Origin of the sequence: Candidatus Pantoea rara, assembly GCF_051136265.1 — a bacterium.
In the GTDB taxonomy this organism is placed as follows: Bacteria; Pseudomonadota; Gammaproteobacteria; order Enterobacterales; family Enterobacteriaceae; genus Pantoea; species Pantoea rara.
In genome coordinates this window covers 2176248-2201859 of sequence record NZ_CP194942.1, presented here as the reverse complement: position 1 = coordinate 2201859, position 25612 = coordinate 2176248, and the positions used below count along the sequence as shown (strand labels likewise).

Below are 25612 nucleotides of genomic sequence, written 5' to 3'. Positions count from 1 at the left end.
TTAATTTTTGTTAACACACTTTACCAGAAGGTTCTCCACGGGAGAACGTGGGGCCGTGTGCCTTTCTCGCCAGGACACTATTTAGTCTTTAATCGGTAACGCTGAATCGCCCGTTCCCAGAGTGCGCTGCATAAAAACGGTATCCAGCCAGCGGCCGTGTTTGAAACCCACCGAGCGCAGAATGCCGGTCATTTCAAAGCCCGCGGCGCGATGCACGGCAATTGACCCCTGGTTCTCGCTGTCACCGACGTTAGCAATCAGCTGGCGGTATCCTGCCTGCTCAGCCCAGCTGATTGCATGCTCCAGCAGACGTGAGCCTGCACCGCGCTTCTGAAATCCAGGATCGATATAAATAGAGTCTTCCAGCGTATGCCGGTAGGCATAACGCGGACGATAGGGGGCCAGATAGCAAAACCCGCGAACGTTCCCGTCGCTGACGGCGATGAACCACGGCAGGCCAGCCTGCTGAATCTTTCGCATCCGCTCACCCATCTCTGCGGCCTCAGGCGGTACCGTCTCAAAAGAGCCGGTGCCGTTAAGGACGTGCCATGCATAGATCTGCTGAATCGCCGCGATGTGGCGTTCATCTGCTTCATGAATTTCCATAACCTGCTCCGGCTTTTCATCTGAAAATCTGCACCTGGTTAAAAAACAACGGTATAGCGGACGATTAAAGGGCGCAATATAAATATGATGCGCTGCCGTTATTTCATATCTGCCATGTTTTCCAGGAATATTCCTGGCAGAACGTGGATAAAATAAAGACGCCGGTTTAGTACCACAACTGAATGGCGGTTAAGCCTATTCTGAAAACAGCATCAGTCGGGTGATTCGTGCCAGAGTTAAGGCTATTATCTTTGCGGTTTTGGTGGGGCTAGGTGATTTTGCGGAGGCGCAGCGTGATGCGATTTATTGATTTTCTGAATAGTAAGCAGGGGCTGCATGCAGCAAGAAATCACTGCTTTGAATTAAATGGTGTAGTGCTGGGTCATTTCACGGCATTATTCCTGCACGATAACCAGATTATTTTTACCAAAGATGGTAAGCAATGCGCTGTACCTTATTATCTGGGTCCCGAAGAGGATTTACTTCAGCAGAAAGTTAATCCCCGTATTAAAAATATCCGTGCGATCTGATTCGCGCGGGTGATTGTTATCACGCGATAGTCCGCCACGTAAAATGATTACTCTTCATTAGCCGGATACATATTTTCAGACTGTCTGGCATGGCATATCCGCGACGATTTATTACATTTACCGGCGATTTTATCTCTTTCGCCGCCGTCTGCTTATTTAACTGCCTCGCCGCTGTTCTTTGCAGGTGCAATAAACAGCAACAGCAGGGCAACGATCGCAAAGAGCGTTAAGGCGGTTGTGGCACCCCAGCAGGCGTAGAGCTGACCAAACAGCAGCGATCCCACAACCTGACCTACCGCCAGCATAAAAAACAGGATGCTGACGCCCGTCGCCGGGTCCTCGGCGGTGGCGCGAGCGCCCCAGACCAACAGTACGCCTGACAGGGTAACGTAACCTGCGCCGCAGCAGGCAACCGCGATGCCTAAGCCGATAGATTCACCATGACTCATGGCCAGCACCAGCAGTGCCATACCACACAATGACAGCCGGTAAACCCCATTTAGCCCTATACGGGCAGCGACCAGGCCGGTTGCCGCACCCACAATGCCTGCACTTCCCGCAATCAGCCAGAGTAAGCGGGCGGTCTCTGCATCAACACCGACATGCTGACGCAGAAGCGCCGACCCAAAGCTCCACCAGGCTGCACTGACCAGGCCCGACATCAGCGCGATACCCATCAGCTGGCGCATAGTGCGGCGATAAAATCGCTGTTGCCAGTGACGCACTCTGGAGGTGCGTTCGGCCGCCTGATCCTTTAACACGCGCATGACTGGCAGCACACAGAGCAGTGATAGCAGGGCAAACAGCAGGCAGGCGGCGCGCCAGCCGCCAGGCAGCATGCTCAGGATCACTACCGTCAGGATAATGCCCGCGCTGGTACCTGCATTGATCAGCGTATTTGTACGCGGCTGACGTGCTGCAGGAATTCTGTGACTGACCGCTGCGGCCAGTGCGGGTGAAGCCAGACCAGAACTCAATCCGGCGATAAACAGTCCGGCCGCCAGCATCAGTACTGAAGAGGCACTGGCGAGCAGAAGCAGACCTGCCGCTGCACTGAGTGAGGCCAGTAACGCGGTCACACGTGTGCCATAGCGTTCGGTCAGCGCGGCTGAAGTGAGAATAGTGAAGCAGTAAGCCGCAAAGCTGCATGCCGACAGCAACCCTGCCTGCTGTGGGGTAAACGGGATATCTGGCGAGATAGCAGGCAGCATCAATCCCCATGAGAAGCGGGCCATGCCGTAAGTCGCGGCGATCAGACTAAAGCCGGTGAGAGCCAGAGCGGTAGACGATCTCATCCGGTCACGCCGTTTTGACGCAGTAGCTGACGGGCGACCTGAGCCGCCTGTCGGGCTGCGGCGGGACCGGTGAGCAGCGCCGTAGTGATCGCGCCTTCGAAGAGTATCCAGATGGCATCACTCAGTTGCCGATCTTCAGCACCGTACAGATGCGTCACACACTGTGTGATGTAGTGGCGCATTGTGGCACGGAAGGCCAGTGCCTGCGCGGCCAGCTCACTGTCACGCTCAGCGTATTCCCCCCAGGCTTTCAGGAAGAAGCAGCCATGGGCACCGTTCGCCTTTGTCCAGTCGCCCAGCACCACAAACAGCTGCGCTATCGCCTCTGGCTGTTGCGGTGGCAGCAAGTCAGCCATAAAACGCTGCTCACGAGCACTCAGCACGGCAGAGGTTAGCGCCTCGCGTGAGGCGAAGTGGTGATAAAGCGTACGCGTAGAGACACCGGCTTCCCGACAGAGTTGATCGGTGCTGGTAGCGTGAAAGCCATGTGTGTAGAAGAGCCGCTCGGCAGCCTGAATGATATCGTTTCTCTTTTTCATTCCTTAAAAGTAAACCGATCGTTTTACTTTTTCAAGCCCATTTCTATCCTTTGAATACGACGGTATTGATAAATCCCCGACGGCGGCCACTCTGGCGCTTCGCTTAAAGGCGTGCCGCAGGCTGTTTTTATTCTTTTTCAGTCTCTGTTTATCAATACTCATACTTACCCCGGTGGGGATGAACTAAGTTAGTTGTGACTCTAATCATAACGGAGGGTACTTGCAGGATAAATTAACTATACCATCCGGTAGTCAGTTGTTTTTAATGTATTATTTTAAGTTTAGCTGCTTTATTGATGCATTAGCATTACAACTACAATAGGGGGTGCAAAACGGAAGGGTATGTTTCAGTGCGTCGAATGCCTGAAGCGATATCATCGGCAAAAAAGGGCATATTCTCAAAGTCAGTTTGCGTTACGCAATAAAGTGGTTTTAGGGTAAATTCTCAGTTAGTTTAATAACGCTTCAGATTACAAAAAAAACCTCTTACGAATTTTGGTTCGTTTTTTAAGATACATACAGCAACTATCAGGATGACTACCATGCTTAAAGCCAGCTACTATTATCTGTGCCCGCGTCCCATGGGTGGATGGATTTTACACAAAGAAGGTTGCGTTAATCTGTCAAAGAACGATAAACGCGTCTTTATTGGTTCGCTTTATACCCGGCAGCAGGCGCTGGCAGTGGCGAAAGTCCATCACGCCAATGCCATTCTCTGTAATGCCTGTCTGAGCACGTTTATTTGCCCGACAAGCAACAGCACGACAATTAAACCGGCGCGCGCAGCCACCCCAACCCGTCATACGCCAAAACATTAATTCGCGGGCGTAAAAATTCTCCGGCAACACATGGCCACATATAAAAGAGAATAAAGCGAAATAACAGGGCGGGGCGTTCAGAATAAAAAAGGCAGCGTAAAGACGCTGCCCTGATATTTATGCCTGTTTAGGCTGGCCATTAGAGGCGGTAATTCCGCCATCGACCGGCAAATTGACGCCGGTAATATAACTGGCTTCATCGCTGGCAATAAAAAGAATGGCATGGGCGATATCATCTGCTTCACCTGCACGGCGTAGCGGAATGCGATCGTAAAAGCGTTCCATCAGCGCCTGATCCTGACTGGCATCTTCGGTCAGGTCGGTGAGGGTAAAGCCGGGGCAGACTGCATTAACCCGCACGCCATCTGCGCCGTAGTCCATCGCCAGTGCACGGGTAAAATTAGTGATCGCCCCTTTGGCTGCGTTGTAGATGCTCATGCCCCAGTCGCCGCCTAAGCCGGAAACGGAAGAGATGTTGACCACGTTGCCTTTGCTCTTTAACAGGGCAGGCATGAAATAGTGTACGCCATGGAAAACGCCATCAAGGTCGGTTTTCATCAGGGTTTTCCATGCGTCGAGTCCGACTTCATGGACGCGGCCCTGCACGATAACGCCCGCGTTATTCACCAGCACGTCAACCCGGCCATACTTCTTCAGCACGGTTTCTGACAGCTGCTTAACCTGATCGGCTTCTGAGACGTCGCACGCTGCTACCAGGTGATCGCCTGGCGTCATTCCGGCCAGCGTCTCTTCCAGTTTCTGCGCGGTACGACCTACCAGCACGACGGATGCCCCTTCTTCAGCGAAGCGCTTTGCGCTGGCTTCGCCAATGCCGGACCCGGCACCTGTCACAACCACAACTTTCTGCGTAAATCTGGACATTATGCCTCCTTATCAGCATCAATTCTCACTGTTAACAACCGGTTAAGCCTGGCAGCCATCGCCAGAAACACAAGCGCAGCGCGAAATGCGCTGCGCCAGATGACGACTTTCTAACCGGGGTTAACGGCTATGGACGTCTGAACAGGGCGAAGCTGCGTCCTTCCAGTTCGAAATCCTTTTCTTTGGTAATCACCAGACCGCGCTTCGCGGTGTCGCTGGTGGTCAGTTCCAGCACCCAGCCGCCTTCACCAAACTGCGGAATCTGGAACGGTACATTGCCTTCAAACGGATTGAACAGCATCAGGACGTCATGCCAGATGCCTTCCTCAGTCTGCAGGTCCGGCCGGCCGATATAGACGCCCAGCGTTGAGCCTTCATCCCACTGCTCAGCCTGCTGGAAGCCGCCACCGGCGTTAAACCATTTGATATCCATACCGTCGCGCCAGCTTTCACGGCGCAGCAACGGCTGCTGCGCACGTAACGTCAGGATCTGGCGGGTGAATTCGCGCAGCGCCTCGGCAGATTCCGGCAGGTTATCCCAGTGTACCCAGGAGATTTCGCTGTCCTGGCAGTAGCCGTTGTTGTTACCCATCTGGCTGCGGCCAAACTCATCGCCTGCCAGCAGCATCGGTGTACCGTGAGAGAAGATCAGCGTAGCAAGGAAGTTGCGCTTCTGACGCTCACGCACTGCGTTAATGCCTTCATCTTCGGTCGGGCCTTCGACGCCATAGTTGTACGAGCGGTTGTCGTTGTGACCGTCGTTGTTATCTTCGGCATTGTCCGCATTTTGTTTGTCGTTGTACGACACCAGATCGTTGAGGGTGAAGCCATCGTGCGCGGTAATGAAGTTAACGCTGGCCCACGGGCGACGACCGTGCTGATCGTAAAGGTCACCGGATCCCAGCAGGCGGGCGGCAAAGTCGGTAGAGACGTTGTTGCCTTTCCAGTAATCACGTACCGTATCGCGGTACTGATCGTTCCATTCTGCCCAGCCAGGCGGGAAGCTGCCCACCTGATAGCCGCCCGGACCGATATCCCAGGGTTCGCCAATCAGCTTTTTCTGCGACAGAATCGGGTCCTGCATCACGGCATCGAAGAAGCCGCCGCGCGGGTCGAATCCATCGGGTTCACGACCGAGAATGGTGCCGAGGTCGAAACGGAAACCGTCGATATGCATCGACTCCGACCAGTAACGCAGTGAATCGAGCACCATCTGCAGCACGCGCGGATGCGAGGTGTTCACGGTGTTGCCGGTGCCGGTGTCGTTGATGTAGTAACGATGCTGGTCTGGCATCGTGCGGTAATAGGAGAAGTTGTCGATGCCTTTAAATGACAGCGTAGGACCCAGCTCATTCCCCTCGGCGGTGTGGTTATAGACCACGTCGAGGATCACCTCAATGCCGGCATCATGGAAGGCGCGCACCATGTCACGGAAGCCCTGAATGCCGCGCGGCCCGAAGTAGCGGGTCGCGGGCGCAAAGAAGCCCAGCGTGTTGTAACCCCAGAAGTTTTTCAGCCCTTTATCCAGCAGATGCTGATCGTCCGGGAACCAGTGCACTGGCAGCAGTTCAACCGAGGTAATGCCCAGACTTTTAATGTAGTCGACGGTCGATTTGTGGCTCATGCCGTCAAAGGTGCCGCGCATTTCCGGCGGCAGCGCGGTGTTGAGCTGCGTGAAGCCTTTGACGTGAGTTTCATAAATCACGGTTTTGGGCCATGGCACGTTCGGGCGGTTTTGATCGTGCCAGTCGAATTCATTCGGGTCGACAACCCGACACTTTGGCGTAAACGGCGCACTGTCACGGGTGTCGAACGTCAGATCTTTATCGTCGTGATAAAGATCGTACGCGAAATGCGCCTCGTTCCAGGCGATGTCGCCCGCAAGTTCACGCGCGTACGGGTCGAGCAGCAATTTATTCGGGTTAAAGCGATGGCCATTTTCCGGATCATAAGGACCATAAACGCGATAGCCATAGAGCGCGCCGGGTTTCAGCCCCGGAATATAGCCGTGCCACACTTCATGGGTATATTCCGGCAGCTCCAGACGGGCAATTTCCGTTTTGCCGCTGGGATCGTACAGGCAGAGTTCAACCCGCTCGGCGTGGGCGCTGAACAGGGCGAAGTTCACGCCCTGGCCATCAAAGTTGGCCCCCAGCAAATGGCTGTAACCCGCCGTAATTTCAAAACGCTGACTGTTTGACATTTATGCCTCGTTATTCAATGAACAGATTGACGCGTAATAAACAAATTCATTCGGATTTCACTGTGCCACCAGCACGGCGCACCACTGCGATGCCAGCTCTGTAAGCGGCAACGGGTCGCTGGCATTGAGGGTTTTGCCGCTCAGTTGATCCTGATAGCGGCGATTGCCCAAGGCCGCAGGCAGGTCGATGACCGTGTCAGCCCAGCGCGCTGCGGGTGGCTGATCGAGATTCTCTGGCAGCGCGTTAAACACCCGGCGTGACACAATCACAATGACCGCCTGATCCTGGTATGTGCGGGCAAAGGCGAGTACGTTATCCTGCTGCTCGCCCTCCGCTGATAGCGCCAGATAGTCACCCTGGCGGAACAGTTCAGGCTGCTGCTGACGCAGCGCCAGCAGCTTCACAATCGCCTGCTGATTGACCTGACCGCGCAGCCAGTGCGCTTCGCTGCTGTCTTGCTGTGGCGCATTAAGCATCGCGGCCAGGGCGTCGAAATCAGGCTCGCGGCGGTTATCAGGATCGACCAGACTGAAGTCCAGCGCTTCGCTGCCCTGATAAATATCGGGTACGCCAGGCGCGGTAAGCTTCACCACGGTCTGGGTCAGACTGTTGACCAGCCCGGCACGCATAAAGGGTTGCAGCGACTGGCAGAAATCACTGAGGAAAGCCCTGTTGTCAGGCGCGAGCAGGTGACGGGCATAGCCCAGCACCGCCTCTTCATAGGCGTCGTTATTGTCGGCCCAGTCGGTGCGCAGTTTGGCTTCACGCAGCGCTTTCTCTACATAAACCACAAAGCGGGCTTCCAGCGCCGCCAGACCCGCCGCATCCTGCGGCTGCAGGGTGGTTGGCCAGACGCCAGCCAGCGCTTCATACAGCATCCACTCGACCGCCGGTTCCGGTGCCGGACCATCTTTCAGGTGAACGACATGATCGTTATTCATTTCACGCCAGCGGCTGACGCACTCCGCCCAGCGCTGCGGCGCTTCGGTCAGCGTATAGAGACGCGCACGGGCATCTTCACCGCGCTTGGTGTCGTGCGTTGAAGTGCCTGACAGCGCATCGGGCTGATGTTCGCGCCGCGCCTGCATCTCTGCATGGAACTGATCCTGCGAGAAGTGACGCGCCAGCGGCTCAGCCCCCACTTCATTCAGCGCCAGCGCCATGTGCTGACGGAAGAAAAGGGTGTCCTCTACCGATTTCGCCATCAGCGGGCCGGTCAGTTGCTGAAAGCGGGTGCGGAACTGTGTGGCATCGTCGCGGGCAGCGTCGGGAATCTCAGCACGCAGAATGCGGGTCAGAAAGTCGAGCGCCTGCGTGTCCGGTGCATGGGCACTGGCTTTAACCTCGCTGACGACCTGTTGCAGCAGCGCAGTGTCGGCCGGTGTCAGGCCCTGCGGTGTGCCGTAGGTGCGGTAAACCGGGAACGCCACCAGCAACTCACGCAGCGCATTTTTCAGTTCGGCTTCCGGCTGTGGCGCGCCTTCTGTATCAGCAATTTTCAGCGCCAGTTGGTGTAACCGGTTAAATTCACCCGCGAAGTTGCGGTTCGCCATCAGCAGCTTGGCAGCACGCAGCTCCGCTTTCATGTCGACGGTTTTGCCGATGACGGCCTGATATGCTTTGCGCAGGCCGCTCAGGCGATCGCTGTCGACCAGCAGATTGGCGAGCGCAGCCATAAATTCATATCCGGTAGTGCCGGAAACCGGCCACTCGTCAGGCAGCTGTTCATTGTCGCCAAGGATTTTTTCCACGGTGAGATAGCAGTCGGGACCGGCAGCCTGGCGTAACTGCTCCAGATAGCCGCGCGGATCGGCCAGACCATCCACGTGGTCGACGCGCAATCCCTGCACTGCGCCGCTGTGTACCAGTTCGAGGATCAGCTGATGTGCAGCATCAAAGACGTCCTTATCTTCCACGCGGACACCCACCAGACCGGTCACCTCGAAGAAGCGGCGGTAGGAAAGGTCATTGGGCGCATCACGCCAGGAGATCAGTCGCCACGGCTGCTGCTCATGCAGTTCGGCAATCTGTGCGGCATCGCGCAGGGCGAGCACCGCCTCTTCCCGATCCTGCCAGGTCTCAGGTTTCAGCGGATAGAAATTGTCGAAGTAGGCCAGCGCCGGCTTGCCGGTCTGGGGATCGCGCTGCACGCTGATCTCACCTTTTGCCAGCACCGCCTCAAAGGTGTCACCGAGGAACGGCAGCGTCAGGCGGCGCGACCAGTCGATATCGAAATAGTGCCCATAGCGACTCTGTTCGCCATGCTCAATGACATCGCGCCACCACGGGTTCTCCAGTGAGGCAGCCATATGGTTCGGCACGATGTCGAGGATCAGCCCCAGCCCGGCTGCTTTCAGCGCGGCAGCCATGCGATCAAAGCCTTCACGGCCGCCAATCGACGGCTCGATCTGGTTAACGTCGGTCACGTCATAGCCGTGGGTCGACTCCGCGGTCGCGCTGAAGATCGGCGAGGCGTAAAGATGGCTGATACCCAGCTGTTTCAGGTAGGGCACCAGCGCTGCCGCACGGTCAAAGGTCATGCCGTTGCGGAACTGGATGCGGTACGTTGCGGTAGGAATATTCATTCAGCTTCTCTCTTTTCCAGACGCACCACGATAGCGTTGGGAATCAGTTCGGTAGCGGTCTGCGGCCAGGCAAACAGGGTTTCACCCGGCAAGTCCGGGATCGGCTGCGTACTGTCGCCGACGTTCAGCGCCAGTGACAGTGTGCCCAGCGGGAAGTCCCAGCGTACTGCCAGGAAACCTTCTGCTGTTTTCACTATCTGACCGGCATCCCCTCCGGCGCTCTGCAGCAGCGGCACGATATGTTCCTGACGCAGCGCCAGCAGATGACGGGTCAGCGCCAGCCACTGCTGACCTTCCGGCGTTTCTGTGCGCTGCCAGTTAAGCTTCGACTGTTCAAAGGTGGTGACATCGTTGGGATCCGGCACCGTTTCACCGTGACCGGCATGGCCTTCGAACTCGCGGGCACGACCTTCACGCACCGCTTTGGCCAGATCGCCGTGGAAATCGGTGAAGAACAGGAACGGCCGGGTTTCGCCATACTCTTCGCCCATAAACAGCAGCGGAATGTGCGGCGAGACCAGTAACATGGCCAGCAGCACCTGCGTCCGTTCTGCGCCTGCCAGCGAGACCAGCCTTTCGCCCTGCGCGCGGTTGCCCGTCTGGTCATGGTTCTGGATAAAGTCGACAAATGCGACTGGCGGCTGGCTGCTGCTTTTCACCCCGCGCGGCTCGCCCGACTGCGACGAGACTTCACCCTGATAGACAAAGCCTTCTGCCAGCGCACGTGCTACCCGCTGTTCCGGCTGGTCGGCGAAATCCTGGTAATAAGCGTGCGTTTCGCCGGTGGCCAGCACATGCACGGCGTTGTGGAAGTCATCGTTCCATTCGCCGGTGAACAGCGGAGCCTCTCCGTTTTCATCACGCGGATGCAGGAAGGTGACGTTACGGCAATCTTCGGTAGTGAGATGAACAGGGCGGTCGGTAATCGTGGCGCGGATGCGCTCAGCAATTTCAATCAGCACATGCTTTTCGCTGGGGTCATCAATCTGATCGATGGCGTCAAAGCGCAGGCCATCCAGATTAAACTCCTGCAGCCAGTAAAGCGGCGCTTCCACGATGTAGCGGCGTACCGCATCAACGTCATAGGCGATACCCGCGCCCCACGGCGTCTGGCGCTCTTTGTGGAAGAAGTCTGGCGCGAGCAGCGGCAGATAGTTGCCCTCAGGACCGAAGTGGTTCAGCACGATATCCAGCACCACCGACAGACCGTGACCGTGTGCCGCATCGATAAAGGCTTTAAAATCATCGGGTGACCCGTAGGCTGCATGGGGTGCATAGAGCAACACGCCATCGTAACCCCAGCCACGATGGCCGCCAAACTGCGACACCGGCAGCACTTCAATCATGGTGATGCCGGTTTCAGCCAGCATGGGCAGCTTCTCAATCGCCGCCCGGAAGGTGCCTTCAGGCGTAAAGGTGCCGATGTGCAGTTCATACACCACCGACTCCTGCCACGGACGACCCTTCCAGCCTGTGTTCTGCCACTGATACGCATCAGGGTCGATCACCAGCGACGGGCCGTTAACCTCCGCTTTCTGGGCGCGGGCGGCGGGATCGGGCACGGCCGTGCCATCCGCCAGCACAAAATCATATTCGGCGTTCGCCGCTACACCGGCGACCTGGGCTTCAAACCAGCCATCCGCCTGCGGTGTCATTTCAATGTCTTTGCCGGAGAGACGCAGCGTCACGCGTTGCTGACCGGTTGCCCAGAGGCGGAAACGTACCTCATCACTGGCAACCCGTTCAACGCCCCAACTTTTAAAAAAAGATTTGGATTCCATTCAGTTGCCTCATTTAGCCTGGAAATACGCGATGGCGGCCACCGCGAGAAAAGGATGTCGATGACGTAAGCGTCAAAAATCATAAACCTTGCAGCGAGACCAGGATGCCAGGTGGGCTGGCGCGTCTCTTCAGCCAGGATGCTGGACTGATATTCAGCGTAATGCGGCGGGAAGAAAGGAGTGAGACCGCTTCCACGCGGCATACAGAGAGTAATCATAGACTAAGATGTTGCAATCGCAGGGCTGCAGGGCGTCTGGCGGCATAAATTTGCGTTAATTGCCGTGAATCGGACTCTGCCTGGGGACAGGAGACGGTGCAGGCGCAGAAAACCCTGCCGGATGGTGCGGATTCGCTATAAGCTTAAACGCGATCGCGCTCGATGACCTGCGGCGCTGAATACTTCATAAGGATGTTACGTGACGAAACGAATTCTGTTAGCCGCGCTGTTGTTGCTGCTCGCCGCCTGTTCCAGCCAGGTCGGGCACCGGCTGGACAGCAGTAATCTGCAGCACATTCATGCCGGTCAGACCACCAAAGCTCAGTTGATTGCGCTGTTTGGTCAGCCTGACAGTGAAACGCCTTACCCGGACGGGCAGCGGCTGCTGAAGTGGACCTACAGCGAGGCGCGCACCCTGAACACCACCGAGGGGCAGACGCTGACCGTGCAGATGAAAAATGACAAAGTGCTGAACTATGCGCTCAGCAAGAGTTAATGCTGAGCAACCTTTACTCCGGCGGTGGCAGAAGCTTGCCACCGCGCGTCATTGTACGCCGTTCTGCTGCGCATCCCGGCTGTCGGGCCGCGGCTGAGCCAGCCGGGCAAAATCCGATCCTGTCGGGTGCTGGTAAATCTGCAGTTCAAAGAGTCGGGCCATCGCATAGATATACTCAAAAATCGCCGCCTGGGTATTTTCATAATCAGCCCAGAAAATCGATGAAGTGAAGCAGTAGATCTCCACCGGCAGCCCATCCGGCGACGGCTTCAGCGGCCGCACCACGATATACATCTCTTTCATAATGTCATCGCGCTGGGCCAGCCAGCCAGTCAGGTATTTACGGAACACCATCAGATTGGTGATGCCGTTTTCCATAAACCAGCGGTCGCCAACGGCATTGATATCGCGTCCATCCAGCATCTCAGTAATCGTTTCGCCTGCGAGACGGATCTGGCTCATCGACTGCAGCATCTCCTGATTCACAAAGGTGATCGACTTCTGATCAAGATAAAAGCTGCGCATGATGCGGCGCGCGCCCGACGAGAACATCGCCTGCCAGTTGGTGTAGGTCTCGGTCAGGAAGTTCTTGGTCGGAATACGCGAAATGGTGTTATCCCAGTTGCGGATGGTGATGGTATGCAGCGCAATGTCGATCACTTCGCCGCTGATGTTTCTGTCCGGCATCTCAATCCAGTCGCCCAGTTGCAGGACATCGTTGGAGGAGAGCTGAATGTTCGCCACCAGCGACAGCAGTGTATGCTGGAAAATCAGCATCAGCACCGCGGCAACTGCACCCAGCGAGGAGATGATAATTGCCGGTGATTTGTTGGACATTATCGCCAGAATCATGATCGCGGCGATGATATGCACCAGGATTTTGCCAATCTGGATATAGCCCTTGATCGAGTGATTCTTGCGCTTGGATTTGCGCGTATAGGAGTTGTTAACAATCTCCAGCACTTCGTTGAAGAAGATCGACAGATAGACAAAAAACAGGATGCCGCAAATGGTCTGAATCGCGACTTTCAGATTTTCAGGCAGGCCCGGCATGAATTGCAGGAAATTGTAGACCACAATCACCGGCACAAAATTTGACAGCTTTTGAGAGAGGCGAATGTCCTTATCCAGTGGCACACCCTTTTTATGCCCGCTGAAAAAGACCCGCCTGATGACTTTGACGATGAAAAATTTGCAGATCAGGTGAGTGACCATCCCGGCCACGATCAGCAGCAGCAGGCTGAAGCTGATCGATAGCACCCTGTTCCCCTCAATAAAACTCATCAGACTCTGAATGTAATGCATGTTAACCACGAGCGAAAAAGTAAGGGGCGAATTCAACCACAGCATGGGGTCGGTTGTTAAGCGCCGAATGCGTTCAGACAGAGTCGTAACTTTTTTCTGCCCTGAGCGGCGCGCTGGCTGCGCCCGGCGGGGGCGGATTGGTAACTTCTTTGCCGGTATACTCAGATAAATCCCAGGCTGGCCGATAACCACTCTAACTTCTCTGACATGAGCCTGCGGACATGCTTAAAAATCTTAAAATAACTCACGGTATTCTGGCGGTGCTTGCCGTCTTTATTACGTTACTGACCCTGACCGGATTTCTGTTCTACAACGGCGTCGCAAAAGCCGATAAAAACTTCGTGGCCGCCGAACAGCTGACACTGCAGCAGCAGCATCTGAGCGATGCGGTGAAAACCCTGATTAAAACCCGCGTTACCATCAACCGCGTGGCGATCCGTTTCCTGAAAAACCAGCAGGATCCTAAATCACTGGCGGCCATCGCCACGCTGCTGGAGCAGGCGGGACAGTCTGCGGACAAAGCCGATGCCGACTTTAAAGCGTGGCAGGCGATGCCGCGCAAAGAGGGGCAGAGCGAAGCCCAGTCGACGCAGGTGCAGAACGCCTATCAGCAGATGCATGACACCATGCTGGCCTCCATTACGTTTCTGAAGCAGGGTAACTACGCGGGCTATGGCAACCTTGAAGCGCAGGCGGCACAGGACCAGCTTGATTCGGCCTATGAAGCCTGGCGTGCGGTGAACATCCAGCTGATGAGAGATACCTCTGAACATAACCAGCGCAGCCTGACGGATGCGCTCTGGGCGCTGCTGACTATCTGCCTGATTACTGGCGTGATTGGCGTGGCGGTCTGGATGGGACTGCAGAAGCTGCTGATTAGCCCGCTGGGCCGACTGACCGGCTATATGCGTGCGATTTCGGCAGGTGATTTAACCTCCGATATTCAGCACGAAGGCCGCAATGAGATGGGCCTGCTGATTCAGGAGCTGCAGCAGATGCGCGATGCGCTGGTGGTGACCATTACCTCGGTGGATGACGCGACCCGCTCTATCTTTACCGGAGCAGCAGAAATTTCCGCTGGCAGCACCGATCTCTCCTCCCGTACCGAACAGCAGGCTGCCGCGCTGGAGCAGACCGCCGCCAGCATGGAGCAGCTCACCTCGACGGTGAAACTCAACGCAGACAATGCGCAGCAGGCGACCACCGTGTCGAAAGAGGCGTCTGCCACCGCCCTGCAGGGCGGCGAAACCGTTGCCCGCGTTATCGCCAACATGGATCAGATCAGCGAAAGCTCGAATCAGATCGCCGGTATTATCGCCATTATTGACAGCATCGCCTTCCAGACCAATATTCTGGCGCTGAACGCCGCGGTTGAAGCCGCGCGTGCCGGTGAGCAGGGGCGTGGATTTGCCGTTGTCGCGGGTGAAGTGCGTTCGCTGGCCGGACGCAGCGCCAGCGCCGCGCAGGAGATTCGCGGTCTGATTGACCGCTCAGCCGAGCGCATCAAAACCGGTGCCGGTCACGCTTCTCAGGCAGGCATTGCGATGGAGAGTATCGTGAAGTCGGTAAGCCGGGTGACACAACTGATCGAAGAGATCGCCGCCTCCTCGACCGAACAGACCCGTGGCATTGAGCAGGTCTGCATTGCGGTTTCTGAGATGGATGGCGTGACGCAGCAGAACGCCGCGCTGGTGGAGGAGTCAGCCAGTGCCGCCGCCTCACTGGAAGAGCAGGCGAGCTATCTGCGTAAAACGGTATCGGTATTCAAAACCGGCAGTCTGCACGCCGCATTCTCTGCCGCACCGGTTGCGAAGGCGATTGCCGTGCCAAAACGTCAGCCTGCCGCCGTGACGGACAATGAGAACTGGCAGACCTTCTGATAACGGAATGTCTGACGGATCACTGCGCACGCAGCCGTGCGACAGTTTCAGCATAAAAAAACCGCCCCCAGGGGCGGTTTTTTATTCACTCAACGCATCAGGCCGGAACGGACTGTGCCTTCTGGCTGCGTGACCAGACGCGGTGCGCCTTCATCGCCTGAGTAAACTCAGACATCAGTGCGCGCTCTGCCGAGTCGCCCTGCACAATGCCTTCTTCCTGATCGGCCTCTTCCAGACCGAACTGCGCTTTAAAGCGACGCGCATCGCCCACCAGACCAATCACCTTGAGGTGCTTGTAGGCTTCCAGCAGGAAGTAACGGGCATCGCCGCTTAACAGCAGGGCATCGATATTGCCATTCGGTACCATCACCGCATCAAAGGTCAGCGACGGCAGACCGGCAAAGGTCGCGTCGACCGGCAGCACCGAACCATCGTCGGCACGCACCTGGCCCATATGCGGCGCCAGCAGTTTGGCGTGCACGCCTTCCGCTTTCAGATCCTGCAGAATCGCCAGCACATCCGCCGCTTTCACACCATCGCTCAGCAGCAGCGCGACCTGACGGCCTTTGATCTCACCATCCGGAATGGCATAGAGGCTCAGACTGTCATCTTTCGTCAGGCCGTTCACCGCTGCAGGTGGCTGGATGTTGAGCTGTTCATCGGTCAGCGCGATGCCCAGATTATCCGCCACGCCCTGCGCCAGCTTAATATCAATGCGTGCGAGATGATCCACCACGCGCTCACGGATGTAAGCGCGACCCACTTTACTCAGTTCAAACGAGTAGGCACCAATGATGTGCTGCTGCTCAACCTCAGTCTGACTGTTCCAGAACAGGCGCGGCTGGGAATAATATTCACCAAATGACGGGCTGCGCTCGCGTACTTTGTGGCCCTCAACCCGCTCCTGATAGCTCTCGAAGCCACCGCCTTTGGCAGCCGGTGGGGTTTCGCGTGGCCAGTTGTCGTTGATGGAGTTTGGCTCGTAGTTCGCCGGATTGGTGTCGATATCCTGACGATGCATGCCCTGACGCTGGAAGTTATGGTACGGGCAGGTCGGACGGTTAATCGGGATCTCATGGAAGTTCGGTCCGCCCAGACGACTGATCTGCGTGTCGGTATAGGAGAACAGACGGCCCTGCAGCAGTGGATCGTTGGAGAAATCCAGGCCCGGCACGATATGGCCAGGGTGGAATGCCACCTGCTCGGTTTCAGCAAAGAAGTTATCCGGGTTACGGTTCAGCACCATCTTGCCGACAATCTCTACCGGCACCAGCGCTTCCGGGATCAGCTTGGTGGCATCCAGAATATCGAAGTCGAATTTGAACTCATCCTCTTCCGGGATCAGCTGCAGACCCAGTTCATATTCCGGGAAATCACCGGCTTCAATCGCTTCCCACAGATCGCGGCGGTGGAAATCGGGATCGCGACCAGTCAGTTTCTGCGATTCATCCCACAACAGCGAGGCTTTACCGGCCACCGGCTTCCAGTGGAAACGGACAAAGGTCGCTTTGCCTTCGGCGTTGATCAGGCGGAAGGTGTGAATGCCGAAGCCTTCCATGGTGCGATAGCTGCGCGGAATACCGCGATCAGACATCGCCCAGATGACGTTGTGCATGGTTTCCGGCTGCAGTGAGACGTAATCCCAGAAGGTGTCATGGGCACTCTGACCCTGCGGGATTTCGTTGTGCGGCTCAGGTTTAACGGCATGCACAAAGTCAGGGAATTTATGCGCATCCTGAATAAAGAACACCGGCGTGTTGTTGCCGACCAGGTCAAAGACACCCTCTTCGGTGTAGAACTTGGCGGCGAAACCGCGGATATCACGCACGGTATCCGCAGAGCCAGCGCCACCCTGAACCGTGGAGAAACGTACGAACACCGGCGTGGTCTGCGCCGGGTCGCTGAGGAACTGCGCTTTGGTCAGATCTGTCAGTGAACGGTAAGGCTGAAAATAGCCGTGTGCGGCAGAGCCACGGGCGTGAACGATACGCTCCGGGATACGTTCATGGTCAAAATGCGTGATTTTCTCACGCAGGATAAAGTCTTCCAGCAGCGTCGGACCTCGCGAACCCGCGAGCAGTGAGCTTTGATCATTGGCGATGCGCGTGCCCTGATTCGTGGTGAGCGCCTGATGAGTGCCGTTTTTACGGCTGGCTTCAAGCTGGTCAAGTTTGGCGCTGTGTGTCTGGGGCGCTTTCAGGCTGCCCGGGGCAGTGGGCTGTTTGCCTGGCGGAGTCGGTTCGGCTGGGGGCTGATGTGAACCATCTTTTGGTGCCAGCGATCCCAGACCCGGTTCTGATGATTCCGGACCGGTGGTGGGGGCGCGTTCGCTCAGGGGTTTCTTCTCTGTTTCTTTCGACATTAATTCGTGCTCCAGCTGTTATTTTACTTTCGACGACACTAAATATAGAACAACCTGAACAATGCTGAGGGTAAACCAGCCATTTAACTGCGGTGACTGCGTCTTTTTTATCCGGCAGAAAATCGGGCTTACTTCTGAATACTCCCTATCGCTTCGCTTATCCATGCCCTGTACCGTCTGGCTTAGCGGCTTACCCGTCCGCGTCTGCTTTGCGGGCAACCCGCTTTAATACACCGTCCGACTCGTCATCCGCCGGTCAGCGTCATGTTGTGGTGAGAGAGATAATCAATAAATAAAATTAATAGGCAGAGAGCCTATTCGGGGTTGAGTTACATTATGTTATATCATAACATTTCATTTTGTAACCTTGACTGAGGATCAGGCGTTGAGAAATCATGCAGGTAAATGGATGGGACTACTGGGTGCGCTGTTAATTAGTCAGCAGGGGCTGGCACACGGCACGCATGCTCATGGAAAACCGTTGTCAGCGACGGAGCAGAAGGCGGCTGAAGGCGTCTTTGCTGACAGCGACGTAAAAGATCGGCCGCTCTCTGACTGGGATGGGCTGTGGCAATCGGTCTATCCGTTATTGCAAAGCGGCGAGCTGGATCCGGTCTGGCAGAAGAAAGCGCAACAGGATCACCGTAAAACGGCAGAGGACGTTAAAGCTTATTATCGTAAAGGCTACGCCACCGACGTCGATACCATCGGTATCGAAAATGGGGTGATGGAGTTCCATGTCGGCGATCGGGTCAGTGCCTGCCACTATCGTTACGCGGGCCATAAAATCCTGACCTACAGTTCCGGCAAAAAAGGGGTGCGCTATCTGTTTGAATGTCAGGACGCCAGCAGTCACGCCCCGAAATATGTGCAGTTCAGCGATCACACGATCGGGCCGCGCAAGTCTGCCCATTTCCACATTTTTATGGGCAACCAGTCTCAGCAGGCGCTGCTGGCTGAAATGGATAACTGGCCAACTTATTATCCCTACCAGATGACAAACTCACAGGTTGTGGAAGAGATGCTGCACCACTAAGTAAAGGACTGCAATCGGATGACCCGCTGGCCACGGCGGGTTTTCCATCTGATCTGTCACCGCCCTCATCCCACCCAAACAGGACGGCGTGAGGCGGGGATGCCGCGCACCACCCGCTGATAGGACTCCTCAACCAGTTGCTGAATCAGGCCGGGCGAGAGGCCATCGCCGGGATACACCGTGATCCAGTGGCGCTTGTTCATATGATAACCGGCGGTGATCGAGGGATAGATTACCCGGTGCAGCTCCGCCTGCTGCGGCTCGCATTTCAGGGTGATAATCGGCACACCCCGCAATTCAGTCAGCAGTAAAAACACCTTTCCACACACTTTATAAACCTGATGTTCCGGCCCGAATGGATAGCTTGATTCGGCGGCGGGCAGCCGTTCAGCCGCGTCGATAGCGATGCGCTGAATCTCGTGACCCTGCATAGTCATTCTCCCTGTCATTATTAAGCCTGATCTCTGTGGCCCGCGACTGGCTGGTCACCCGAGGCCTGTTACACTTCGGGTAAGCATAAATCAGGAGCAGACATGAAATTAGGCTTTGCATGTAAGTATCTCAATAGCGACGGTAAACAGTTTTTCCCGTTTCGCGCAACCACCCGCAAACGATTTCTGAGTTTACCGCACGCTGAACGTCATCAGCTGGTCCATGAGATCACCGTTACCAACCTTAATCATCTCTACCTGACGCTTGAGCATCTGGCCACATTACCGGAGCCACTCAGGATGATGCGCATCGGCAGCGATCTGCTGCCACTCTACACGGTACCCGAAGCAGCGCCGCTGTTTGCGGCGTTCCTGCCTGCGCTCTATCCGCTGTTTGCCCGCTGTGGCGAACTGGCGCGGGCGCATCAGATCCGGCTCTCCTTCCATCCGGGGCAATATACGGTGCTGGCCTCCGATAATCCTGATGTGGTAGCGCGCGCGATCGAGGATGTGGAGTATCACACACTCTGCGCTTGTCTGATGGGCTACGGCAAGACCTTCCAGGATTTCAAAATCAACATTCATATGAACGGCAGGGCGGGATTCGACGGCTTTAAACGATCATTTAATCAGCTCAGCCCGGAAGCGCGACTGATGCTGACAGTAGAGAATGATGAGATCTCCTGCTCGCTGGATGATGTGCTGCAGGCGGCACCGCTCTGTCCGGTTGTGCTGGATATTCACCATCACTGGGTCAAAGAGAGTGAGTTTATTCAGCCGGATGACGGACGTGTTGCCAGCGTTATCGACTCATGGCGCGGCGTGCGGCCGGTGTTGCACTATTCGATTTCGCAGGAGGGCATTATTCCGCAGGAGGGCTGGCCCGATCAGCAGCAGCTGGGCGTGAGCAAAAGCAAACTGCGGGCGCATTCCGACTATTTCTTTAATCCGACGCTGAATGCGTGGGCGCTGTCGTTCCAGAATTTCGACATCATGTGCGAAGTGAAAATGAAAAATCTGGCGAGGGATCCGCTCTATCAATGGGGGATAACGCAGAAGCTGATAAGTCATCCCCTGGCCGAAGAGACCAGGGAATCGGCGAACGTTAAATAATCGCCACGCCGCCCGTGACGGCGATGGTTGCCCCTGAAATGTAGCTGGCTTCATCACTGGCCAGCATTACGTAGGTGGGTGCCAGCTCAGCAGGCTGACCGGCACGCTGCAGCGGCACTTCACTGCCAAAGTTCTTCACCTGTTCAACCGGCATGGTCGAAGGGATCAGCGGCGTCCAGATCGGGCCGGGTGCAACCGCATTGGCACGGATGCCTTTCTCCGCCAGCAGGGCGGCCAGGCCGCCAGAAAAGTTAATGATGGCGGCTTTGGTGGCAGAGTAGGCGAGCAGCCTGGGTTTCGGCTGGTCAGCATTGATCGAGGCGGTATTGATGATCGATCCGCCCGCCGGCATATGCTTCGTGGCCGCTTTAGTGATGTAAAACATCGCGTAAAGGTTGGTCTTCATGGTCCGGTCAAACTCGTCGTCGCTGATTTCATCCAGCGACTCGCGGGTCATCTGATACGCCGCGTTATTGACCACAATGTTAATCTCACCAAAGGCTTCGACGGCTTTATCGACCAGGGCGTTGCAGTGTGACGCCTCGGTGATGTCGCCAGGCACCAGAAGTGCGGTCGATCCGGCAGCCTCAACCAGTCGGGCGGTATCCTGCGCATCCTCATGCTCATCAAGATAAGAGATCAGCACATCGGCACCTTCCCGGGCAAAGGCAATGGCGACGGCCCGGCCAATACCGGAATCCCCGCCGGTAATAATCGCTTTTTTACCCACCAGACGGCCTGAACCCTGATAGCTCTCTTCACCATGATCGGGCTGCGGCTGCATCGCGGCGGTGCTGCCAGGCCACGTCTGCGGCTGCTCTGCAAAAGGGGGGTGTGGACGCTGAGTGGATGACATGACTTTTCCTCCGTAAAAAGGGGACAACCCTGTCAGGGCATCGGACCCTGACAGGTGAGGGATTAAGGTTTTGGTGGGGTGACGCCGTCGATCTGTTCTGACTGCGCACCGGACCCGGGACGGGCATTGCCCAGCACCGGCTCATCGCCCAGAATATCGGGCTGCTGTTTCGCGCTGAACTGACCATGACCATCGTAAGCCGGGCCACTGCTCCAGCGACCTTCCGGCAGCGGTTTATCCAGCGAGGTATTCAGACAGTAGTAAGAATGCTCCTGCGCCTCATGTTCCTGCGGGAAGCTGTTCGGGATTGGCAGCGATGCATTCAGTCCGCCCATCTCTTCGATCACTGCCAGCCACTGCTGCTGATGCATGGTGTCACGGGCAATCAGGAAGGAGAGGAAATCCTTCATGCCTTTGTCTTCGGTCATGTTGTAGAGGCGGGTAGCCAGCACACGGCCCGTGGCTTCTGCGGTGACGTTAGCCAGCATATCGGCCGCCACGTTGCCAGATGCGTAGATATGGCTCATGTCGAAAGGCATGCCGTTGGCGTTAACCGGCATCGCCGCCAGACCGGAAGAGAGGATATGGCGTGGGTTCATGCCGCCCAGAATGGCATTGACCACCGGGTCTTTCGCTGAGGCTTCCTGGTAAGAGAGCGGAGCGCCTTCAAGGTTAAGCGCCACGGCGTAGCCCAGCATTTCGATATGGCTCAGTTCTTCGGTGGCGGTTGAGATCAGCAGATCGCGAATCCGCACATCACCCCGTGCGCCCATCGCCTGGAAAAAGTATTGCATCGCTACACGAATCTCACCTTCGACGCCGCCGATGGCCTGCTGTAACAGCATGGCAAACTCTGGATCGGGTTTATCTACACGAACCGGGAATTGAAGTTTTGATGAATGATGAAACATGGTTATTTTCCTCGTCTGTGTTTGCAGTAGATGCAGGAAAAAGCCTGGACACAGATATCGGATAAATAAAGCGAAACGAGAGCAATTAACCAGAATTTGCGGTTAAATAAGAGGAAAAAACGGTGTTTTCCGGATCTAAATCTGGCCTGGCAGAGCAGGGAATATCAGCGATAAAAAGGGGACTCGCTATTCAGTGCAGGAGAAACAAAAAAGCCCCTTAAAAGGGGCTGATTCCGGACGGGAAAAGCATCCATGCTCAATCGCGTTCCCACTTAACCATTTAGCTTTCGCTGGTGGCCGAAGCACGCTGCAGAACATGTTCCAGAGCCTGACGGTAAATATCCTGCTTAACCACGTCACGCTCGCTCTCCAGACGATTAATCAGGCCCAGCACGACGTCTTTATGTGAGACATGCGCTTTCGAACGGGCGAGTTCGGCATGAACGGCGGTGACCACCTGTTGTTCAGTAGTCAGCGCTGCGCCAGAGTTCATGAAGTAATCAGAAATCTGAGACTCTGTATTCATCGTTGTTTGCATGTCAGGCCTCATAAGAAAAGGGGGAGAATGCGTCGTTTCAGATCCGGTTGCCGGCTGACGCAAAAAAAATTGCATCTGAAGGTGGAAATCCACAACACCTTCAGATGCGGTGCAAAGTACCCTCGTTACAAGTGATTTAACATCACGGGACAAAGTTATACAGGAATTGCAAAGTTGTACAACAAAATTTGACAAAATTATACTGGTCGGTGGTGTATGTTAAATACGTGTTTAAAACGGCAAAATGGTTTTTTGCTTATTACTGTTTAAAATACAGCAGGTTGGCGCTCTTTCCTGGGCCAGGAAGATTTTCAGGAGAAAAATGCGGGAAGTACCTGATGGCACCTTAACGCGTTAAAACGGTTTTTTTGGCGGATTTTAAAAAAAGCTGTACAGGTTTTAGCATAGTAAAAAGGCGCAGGGCAATGCGACTGCTGCAATCCTGGCCGTCTGACCCGCCACGCTGCATAATTCACTTCCCACGCCTGATGCAGAAGGCTAAGGTTGAGCCCTTATTCATCACAAGGAAATGATCATGGTTCACGACTATTTCGCGATTCCGCCTGCGGGCGTAACTCAGGAACAACATAAACGTGCAGTGGCTGTGGCGGCTGCGCTTTCAGTGGCAAAGGAGTCGGTCAGCGCCTCCACGTCGGCAACCGGCTCAAAAACCTCCTGGGACCTGCAGGCCGTGGCGAATGAAATTGGTAATCTGGCCGATGCGATTCAGGATGCGCTGGAGAGTGACAGTCAGGCTTAAAGACTGAACGGCAACGTCAGGCATTTGCCGGGGCAGGTCAGGAGGATGGCAGCGTTCGGGAGCCGGTCATGTCCGGTAATCCGACGCTGCCAGAACGCGGTTATTCCACTGCAGGCGGCTCATATTTAATATATTCACGTAGGGCATCATGAATGGCCTGATTATTGCCTTCTTCCAGACCACGCCCGGCATATTCTTTCGCCAGCGCCGCCAGCACATCGTCAAACTTCCCTTTGTAATTAAGATTATTCAGCGCTATTTGCTGACCGAGTATCGCTTTTAATACCGTGGTCTCAACCCTTAACTGCGCGACTGCCTCTTCCAGATGTTTGATTCGATCGTCGTCTGTCATAATCCCTCCATGCTTAAAAAAGGCAGAATAACCAGCCCGCTCGTAATATTCAAACCTCCACCCGCGCCAGAGAGGCGTTGTCAGATTTTCCTTAAGTCAGAATAACCAGCGGCTGAATGTATAAGGTGCGTTACTGTAAAAAAAAATTGCTGATATTCCCGCAGTGCGGCGAAAGTAACCCATTTCTGCTTACTCTGACGGCAATGCGAAAAAACGGTTAAAAAAAAGTGCATTACCATCAACCCCTTCGCTTAAAAATCTTTTCTGTTACTTGATTAAAAGGGGGATTAGCCATTACTGTATTTATATACAGTAATTTGAAAAAGGAGTGACATGATGGAATTCATTAAACCTGCGGACATTCGCGCCGTTATGCCTTTACCGCTTTATATCGAACGCGTGCCGTGTGGATTTCCTTCTCCGGCGCAGGATTATGTCGAACAACGTATCGATCTTAATGCACTGATGGTTCAGCACCCCAGCGCCACCTATTTTGTCCGGGTCAGCGGCGAGTCGATGATTGAGGCGGGCATTAACGATGGCGACATGCTGGTAGTCGACAGCTCACTCACCGCCTCACACGGCGATATCGTGGTCGCCGCGGTCGACGGTGAATTCACCGTTAAGCGTCTCCAGCTTCATCCCTGCCTGCAACTGATGCCGATGAACACTAAATTTAAACCGATTGCTATCCGGACGGAAGATGCGCTGGAGGTATTTGGCGTGGTGACGTTTGTGATTAAAGCGACGCACTGATCGTGTTCGCGCTGGTCGACGTCAACAGCTTTTACGCATCATGTGAGACCGTTTTCCGGCCCGATCTCAGAGGCAAGCCGGTGGTGGTGTTGTCCAACAACGACGGCTGCGTGATTGCACGCAGTGCCGAGGCAAAGAAAGCCGGCATCAAAATGGGCGCACCCTATTTCAAAATGCGTGAAGAGCTGACGCGTCACGCGGTGCACGTCTTCAGCTCAAATTACGCCCTCTACGCCGACATGAGCCACCGGGTGATGACGATACTGGAAGAGATGGCGCCGTCGGTGGAGATCTACTCGATCGACGAGGCCTTTATGGATCTCACAGGCGTGCATAACTGTATGGCGCTGGAGACCTTTGGCCGCCAGGTCAGAGAGCGGGTACGCAAAGAGACCCATCTGACCGTCGGGGTCGGCATTGCCCAGACCAAGACGCTGGCCAAACTGGCGAATTTTGCGGCCAAAAAGTGGAGCAAAACGGGCGGCATTGTCGATCTCTCAGATCCCGGGCGGCAAAGAAAGCTGCTGCCGCTGATTGATGTGGCTGAGGTCTGGGGCGTGGGCCACCGGATCGGCAAACGGCTCAACGCCATGGGCGTCATGACGGCGAAAGATCTGGCCGATCAAAGTACAGAAGCCATTCGCAAACAGTTCAGCGTGGTAATGGAGCGTACCGTCAGAGAGTTGCGCGGCGAATCCTGCCTGGAACTGGAGTCGATGACGCCGGTAAAACAGCAAATTATGTGTTCGCGATCGTTTGGCAGCCGTATCTCAGACTACGATCAGATGCGTGAGGCCGTCTGCGCCTATGCTGAGCGCGCGGCAGAAAAACTGCGTCGTGAGAATCAATATTGTCGCCAGATAGGGGTGTTTGTGCGTACCAGCCCGCATGCGACTGACGAACCCTTTTATGGCAATCAGTCCACTGGCCAGCTGTTGATCCCGACGCAGGACACGCGCGACATTATCAGCGTTGCGATAGCGTGTCTGGATAACATCTGGATTGAAGGACACCGCTACATGAAGGCAGGCATCGTGCTGGGGGATTTTTTCAGTCAGGGCGTGGCTCAGCTTGATCTGTTTGACGAACATCAACCCCGCCGCAATAGCGAAGAGCTGATGAAGCTGATCGACACAGTCAACAAACTCGGCAGTGGGAAGCTGTGGTTTGCCGGACAGGGGATTAACAAAGCCTGGTCGATGAAGCGCGAAATGCTGTCGCCAGCCTATACCACCCGGATCACGGATCTGCCTGTGGTTGCGCTGAAGTAGACGCTGGTATTAAAAGTGTCGGGATAACTGTTTTGAGGCAGGGCCGCTTAATCAATAAGCAGGCTCAGTAAGCAGGCACTTCGCAGC

General features: G+C 55.5%; 23 protein-coding genes. 9 read left to right on the top strand and 14 right to left on the bottom strand.

Annotated elements, in window-relative coordinates; genetic code table 11:
* Positions 1–81: 81 nt before the first annotated feature.
* Positions 82–606: a GNAT family N-acetyltransferase gene (locus ACR8BF_RS10350; protein ID WP_434744908.1), complete on the bottom strand. Its 525-nt coding sequence runs from the start codon at positions 604–606 to the stop codon at positions 82–84.
* A gap of 296 nt (positions 607–902) precedes the next feature.
* On the opposite strand from ACR8BF_RS10350, the gene ACR8BF_RS10345 reads away from it, so the two are divergent.
* Positions 903–1136, top strand: a complete 234-nt coding sequence (locus ACR8BF_RS10345) for a hypothetical protein (RefSeq protein WP_179897064.1) — start codon at positions 903–905, stop codon at positions 1134–1136.
* Positions 1137–1288: 152 nt separating this feature from the next.
* Here the strand turns inward: ACR8BF_RS10345 and ACR8BF_RS10340 are convergent, their stop codons facing one another.
* Both ACR8BF_RS10340 and ACR8BF_RS10335 read right to left on the bottom strand, forming a co-directional pair.
* Entirely contained in the window at positions 1289–2431 is a 1143-nt protein-coding gene (locus ACR8BF_RS10340; RefSeq protein WP_434744907.1) for an MFS transporter, read from the bottom strand.
* A complete protein-coding gene (locus ACR8BF_RS10335) occupies positions 2428–2970 on the bottom strand; it encodes a TetR/AcrR family transcriptional regulator (protein ID WP_179895865.1) in 543 nt (180 codons plus the stop codon). Before ACR8BF_RS10335 ends, ACR8BF_RS10340 begins: the two co-directional genes overlap by 4 nt.
* A gap of 542 nt (positions 2971–3512) precedes the next feature.
* Between ACR8BF_RS10335 and ACR8BF_RS10330 the strand changes: the two genes are divergently transcribed.
* Positions 3513–3788 carry a hypothetical protein gene (locus ACR8BF_RS10330; RefSeq protein WP_136198166.1) on the top strand — a complete coding sequence of 92 codons (276 nt, stop codon included), beginning with the start codon at positions 3513–3515 and terminating at the stop codon, positions 3786–3788.
* 117 nt (positions 3789–3905) lie between these two features.
* On the opposite strand, the gene ACR8BF_RS10325 is transcribed toward ACR8BF_RS10330, so the two are convergent.
* From ACR8BF_RS10325 to treZ, 4 genes are all read right to left on the bottom strand, one after another.
* Positions 3906–4670 (bottom strand): SDR family NAD(P)-dependent oxidoreductase, encoded by a 765-nt coding sequence (locus tag ACR8BF_RS10325; protein ID WP_179895863.1) that lies wholly within the window; start codon positions 4668–4670, stop codon positions 3906–3908.
* Positions 4671–4797: 127 nt separating this feature from the next.
* A complete protein-coding gene (gene glgX, locus ACR8BF_RS10320; protein ID WP_434744906.1) occupies positions 4798–6873 on the bottom strand; it encodes a glycogen debranching protein GlgX in 2076 nt (691 codons plus the stop codon).
* A 57-nt stretch (positions 6874–6930) separates the two neighbouring features.
* Entirely contained in the window at positions 6931–9459 is a 2529-nt protein-coding gene (treY, locus tag ACR8BF_RS10315; RefSeq protein WP_434744905.1) for a malto-oligosyltrehalose synthase, read from the bottom strand.
* Positions 9456–11240, bottom strand: a complete 1785-nt coding sequence (treZ, locus tag ACR8BF_RS10310) for a malto-oligosyltrehalose trehalohydrolase (RefSeq protein WP_434744904.1) — start codon at positions 11238–11240, stop codon at positions 9456–9458. The genes treY and treZ overlap by 4 nt, the downstream gene beginning before the upstream one ends.
* A 417-nt stretch (positions 11241–11657) precedes the next feature.
* On the opposite strand from treZ, the gene ACR8BF_RS10305 reads away from it, so the two are divergent.
* A complete protein-coding gene (locus ACR8BF_RS10305; protein ID WP_292992719.1) occupies positions 11658–11954 on the top strand; it encodes a hypothetical protein in 297 nt (98 codons plus the stop codon).
* Positions 11955–12002: 48 nt separating this feature from the next.
* Here ACR8BF_RS10305 and ACR8BF_RS10300 read toward each other — a convergent pair whose 3' ends face one another.
* On the bottom strand, positions 12003–13259 hold the full coding sequence (locus tag ACR8BF_RS10300; RefSeq protein ID WP_434744903.1) for a mechanosensitive ion channel family protein: 1257 nt from the start codon (positions 13257–13259) through the stop codon (positions 12003–12005).
* A gap of 221 nt (positions 13260–13480) precedes the next feature.
* On the opposite strand from ACR8BF_RS10300, the gene ACR8BF_RS10295 reads away from it, so the two are divergent.
* Positions 13481–15139 carry a methyl-accepting chemotaxis protein gene (locus ACR8BF_RS10295; protein WP_292992715.1) on the top strand — a complete coding sequence of 553 codons (1659 nt, stop codon included), beginning with the start codon at positions 13481–13483 and terminating at the stop codon, positions 15137–15139.
* A gap of 97 nt (positions 15140–15236) precedes the next feature.
* Here the strand turns inward: ACR8BF_RS10295 and katE are convergent, their stop codons facing one another.
* Positions 15237–17501 (bottom strand): catalase HPII, encoded by a 2265-nt coding sequence (gene katE, locus ACR8BF_RS10290; RefSeq protein WP_179895857.1) that lies wholly within the window; start codon positions 17499–17501, stop codon positions 15237–15239.
* A gap of 385 nt (positions 17502–17886) precedes the next feature.
* Between katE and zinT the strand changes: the two genes are divergently transcribed.
* Positions 17887–18537: a metal-binding protein ZinT gene (gene zinT / locus ACR8BF_RS10285; protein ID WP_434744902.1), complete on the top strand. Its 651-nt coding sequence runs from the start codon at positions 17887–17889 to the stop codon at positions 18535–18537.
* 65 nt (positions 18538–18602) lie between these two features.
* Here the strand turns inward: zinT and ACR8BF_RS10280 are convergent, their stop codons facing one another.
* Positions 18603–18968 carry an MmcQ/YjbR family DNA-binding protein gene (locus ACR8BF_RS10280; protein ID WP_179895856.1) on the bottom strand — a complete coding sequence of 122 codons (366 nt, stop codon included), beginning with the start codon at positions 18966–18968 and terminating at the stop codon, positions 18603–18605.
* Positions 18969–19070: 102 nt separating this feature from the next.
* Between ACR8BF_RS10280 and ACR8BF_RS10275 the strand changes: the two genes are divergently transcribed.
* Positions 19071–20081, top strand: coding sequence for a UV damage endonuclease UvsE (locus ACR8BF_RS10275; protein ID WP_179895855.1), 1011 nt, complete (start codon positions 19071–19073; stop codon positions 20079–20081).
* On the opposite strand, the gene ACR8BF_RS10270 is transcribed toward ACR8BF_RS10275, so the two are convergent.
* The 3 genes from ACR8BF_RS10270 to ACR8BF_RS10260 all read right to left on the bottom strand — a co-directional run bounded on the left by ACR8BF_RS10270 (position 20074) and on the right by ACR8BF_RS10260 (position 22386).
* Positions 20074–20937 (bottom strand): glucose 1-dehydrogenase, encoded by an 864-nt coding sequence (locus ACR8BF_RS10270; protein ID WP_434744901.1) that lies wholly within the window; start codon positions 20935–20937, stop codon positions 20074–20076. The genes ACR8BF_RS10275 and ACR8BF_RS10270 overlap by 8 nt on opposite strands.
* 62 nt (positions 20938–20999) lie before the next feature.
* On the bottom strand, positions 21000–21848 hold the full coding sequence (locus ACR8BF_RS10265) for a manganese catalase family protein (protein ID WP_179895853.1): 849 nt from the start codon (positions 21846–21848) through the stop codon (positions 21000–21002).
* Between the two features lie 280 nt (positions 21849–22128).
* Positions 22129–22386 carry a biofilm development regulator YmgB/AriR family protein gene (locus tag ACR8BF_RS10260; RefSeq protein WP_179895852.1) on the bottom strand — a complete coding sequence of 86 codons (258 nt, stop codon included), beginning with the start codon at positions 22384–22386 and terminating at the stop codon, positions 22129–22131.
* A gap of 535 nt (positions 22387–22921) precedes the next feature.
* Here ACR8BF_RS10260 and ACR8BF_RS10255 point away from each other — a divergent pair.
* Entirely contained in the window at positions 22922–23146 is a 225-nt protein-coding gene (locus tag ACR8BF_RS10255) for a hypothetical protein (protein ID WP_179895851.1), read from the top strand.
* Between the two features lie 100 nt (positions 23147–23246).
* Here ACR8BF_RS10255 and ACR8BF_RS10250 read toward each other — a convergent pair whose 3' ends face one another.
* A complete protein-coding gene (locus tag ACR8BF_RS10250; protein ID WP_179895850.1) occupies positions 23247–23498 on the bottom strand; it encodes a hypothetical protein in 252 nt (83 codons plus the stop codon).
* Between the two features lie 336 nt (positions 23499–23834).
* Between ACR8BF_RS10250 and umuD the strand changes: the two genes are divergently transcribed.
* Together umuD and umuC are read left to right on the top strand one after the other, a co-directional pair.
* A complete protein-coding gene (gene umuD / locus ACR8BF_RS10245; RefSeq protein WP_179897059.1) occupies positions 23835–24254 on the top strand; it encodes a translesion error-prone DNA polymerase V autoproteolytic subunit in 420 nt (139 codons plus the stop codon).
* A gap of 2 nt (positions 24255–24256) precedes the next feature.
* Complete coding sequence (umuC, locus tag ACR8BF_RS10240) at positions 24257–25525, top strand: translesion error-prone DNA polymerase V subunit UmuC (RefSeq protein ID WP_179895849.1); 1269 nt, start codon at positions 24257–24259, stop codon at positions 25523–25525.
* Positions 25526–25612: the final 87 nt, after the last annotated feature.

What these genes read in the sequence shown, in the direction of transcription:
- ACR8BF_RS10350 (WP_434744908.1), bottom strand. Translation starts at nt 606, where the DNA reads ATGGAAATTCATGAAGCAGATGAACGCCACATCGCGGCGATTCAGCAG.
- ACR8BF_RS10345 (WP_179897064.1), top strand. Translation starts at nt 903, where the DNA reads ATGCGATTTATTGATTTTCTGAATAGTAAGCAGGGGCTGCATGCAGCA.
- ACR8BF_RS10340 (WP_434744907.1), bottom strand. Translation starts at nt 2,431, where the DNA reads ATGAGATCGTCTACCGCTCTGGCTCTCACCGGCTTTAGTCTGATCGCC.
- ACR8BF_RS10335 (WP_179895865.1), bottom strand. Translation starts at nt 2,970, where the DNA reads ATGAAAAAGAGAAACGATATCATTCAGGCTGCCGAGCGGCTCTTCTAC.
- ACR8BF_RS10330 (WP_136198166.1), top strand. Translation starts at nt 3,513, where the DNA reads ATGCTTAAAGCCAGCTACTATTATCTGTGCCCGCGTCCCATGGGTGGA.
- ACR8BF_RS10325 (WP_179895863.1), bottom strand. Translation starts at nt 4,670, where the DNA reads ATGTCCAGATTTACGCAGAAAGTTGTGGTTGTGACAGGTGCCGGGTCC.
- glgX (WP_434744906.1), bottom strand. Translation starts at nt 6,873, where the DNA reads ATGTCAAACAGTCAGCGTTTTGAAATTACGGCGGGTTACAGCCATTTG.
- treY (WP_434744905.1), bottom strand. Translation starts at nt 9,459, where the DNA reads ATGAATATTCCTACCGCAACGTACCGCATCCAGTTCCGCAACGGCATG.
- treZ (WP_434744904.1), bottom strand. Translation starts at nt 11,240, where the DNA reads ATGGAATCCAAATCTTTTTTTAAAAGTTGGGGCGTTGAACGGGTTGCC.
- ACR8BF_RS10300 (WP_434744903.1), bottom strand. Translation starts at nt 13,259, where the DNA reads ATGCATTACATTCAGAGTCTGATGAGTTTTATTGAGGGGAACAGGGTG.
- ACR8BF_RS10295 (WP_292992715.1), top strand. Translation starts at nt 13,481, where the DNA reads ATGCTTAAAAATCTTAAAATAACTCACGGTATTCTGGCGGTGCTTGCC.
- katE (WP_179895857.1), bottom strand. Translation starts at nt 17,501, where the DNA reads ATGTCGAAAGAAACAGAGAAGAAACCCCTGAGCGAACGCGCCCCCACC.
- ACR8BF_RS10280 (WP_179895856.1), bottom strand. Translation starts at nt 18,968, where the DNA reads ATGCAGGGTCACGAGATTCAGCGCATCGCTATCGACGCGGCTGAACGG.
- ACR8BF_RS10275 (WP_179895855.1), top strand. Translation starts at nt 19,071, where the DNA reads ATGAAATTAGGCTTTGCATGTAAGTATCTCAATAGCGACGGTAAACAG.
- ACR8BF_RS10270 (WP_434744901.1), bottom strand. Translation starts at nt 20,937, where the DNA reads ATGTCATCCACTCAGCGTCCACACCCCCCTTTTGCAGAGCAGCCGCAG.
- ACR8BF_RS10265 (WP_179895853.1), bottom strand. Translation starts at nt 21,848, where the DNA reads ATGTTTCATCATTCATCAAAACTTCAATTCCCGGTTCGTGTAGATAAA.
- ACR8BF_RS10260 (WP_179895852.1), bottom strand. Translation starts at nt 22,386, where the DNA reads ATGCAAACAACGATGAATACAGAGTCTCAGATTTCTGATTACTTCATG.
- ACR8BF_RS10255 (WP_179895851.1), top strand. Translation starts at nt 22,922, where the DNA reads ATGGTTCACGACTATTTCGCGATTCCGCCTGCGGGCGTAACTCAGGAA.
- ACR8BF_RS10250 (WP_179895850.1), bottom strand. Translation starts at nt 23,498, where the DNA reads ATGACAGACGACGATCGAATCAAACATCTGGAAGAGGCAGTCGCGCAG.
- umuD (WP_179897059.1), top strand. Translation starts at nt 23,835, where the DNA reads ATGGAATTCATTAAACCTGCGGACATTCGCGCCGTTATGCCTTTACCG.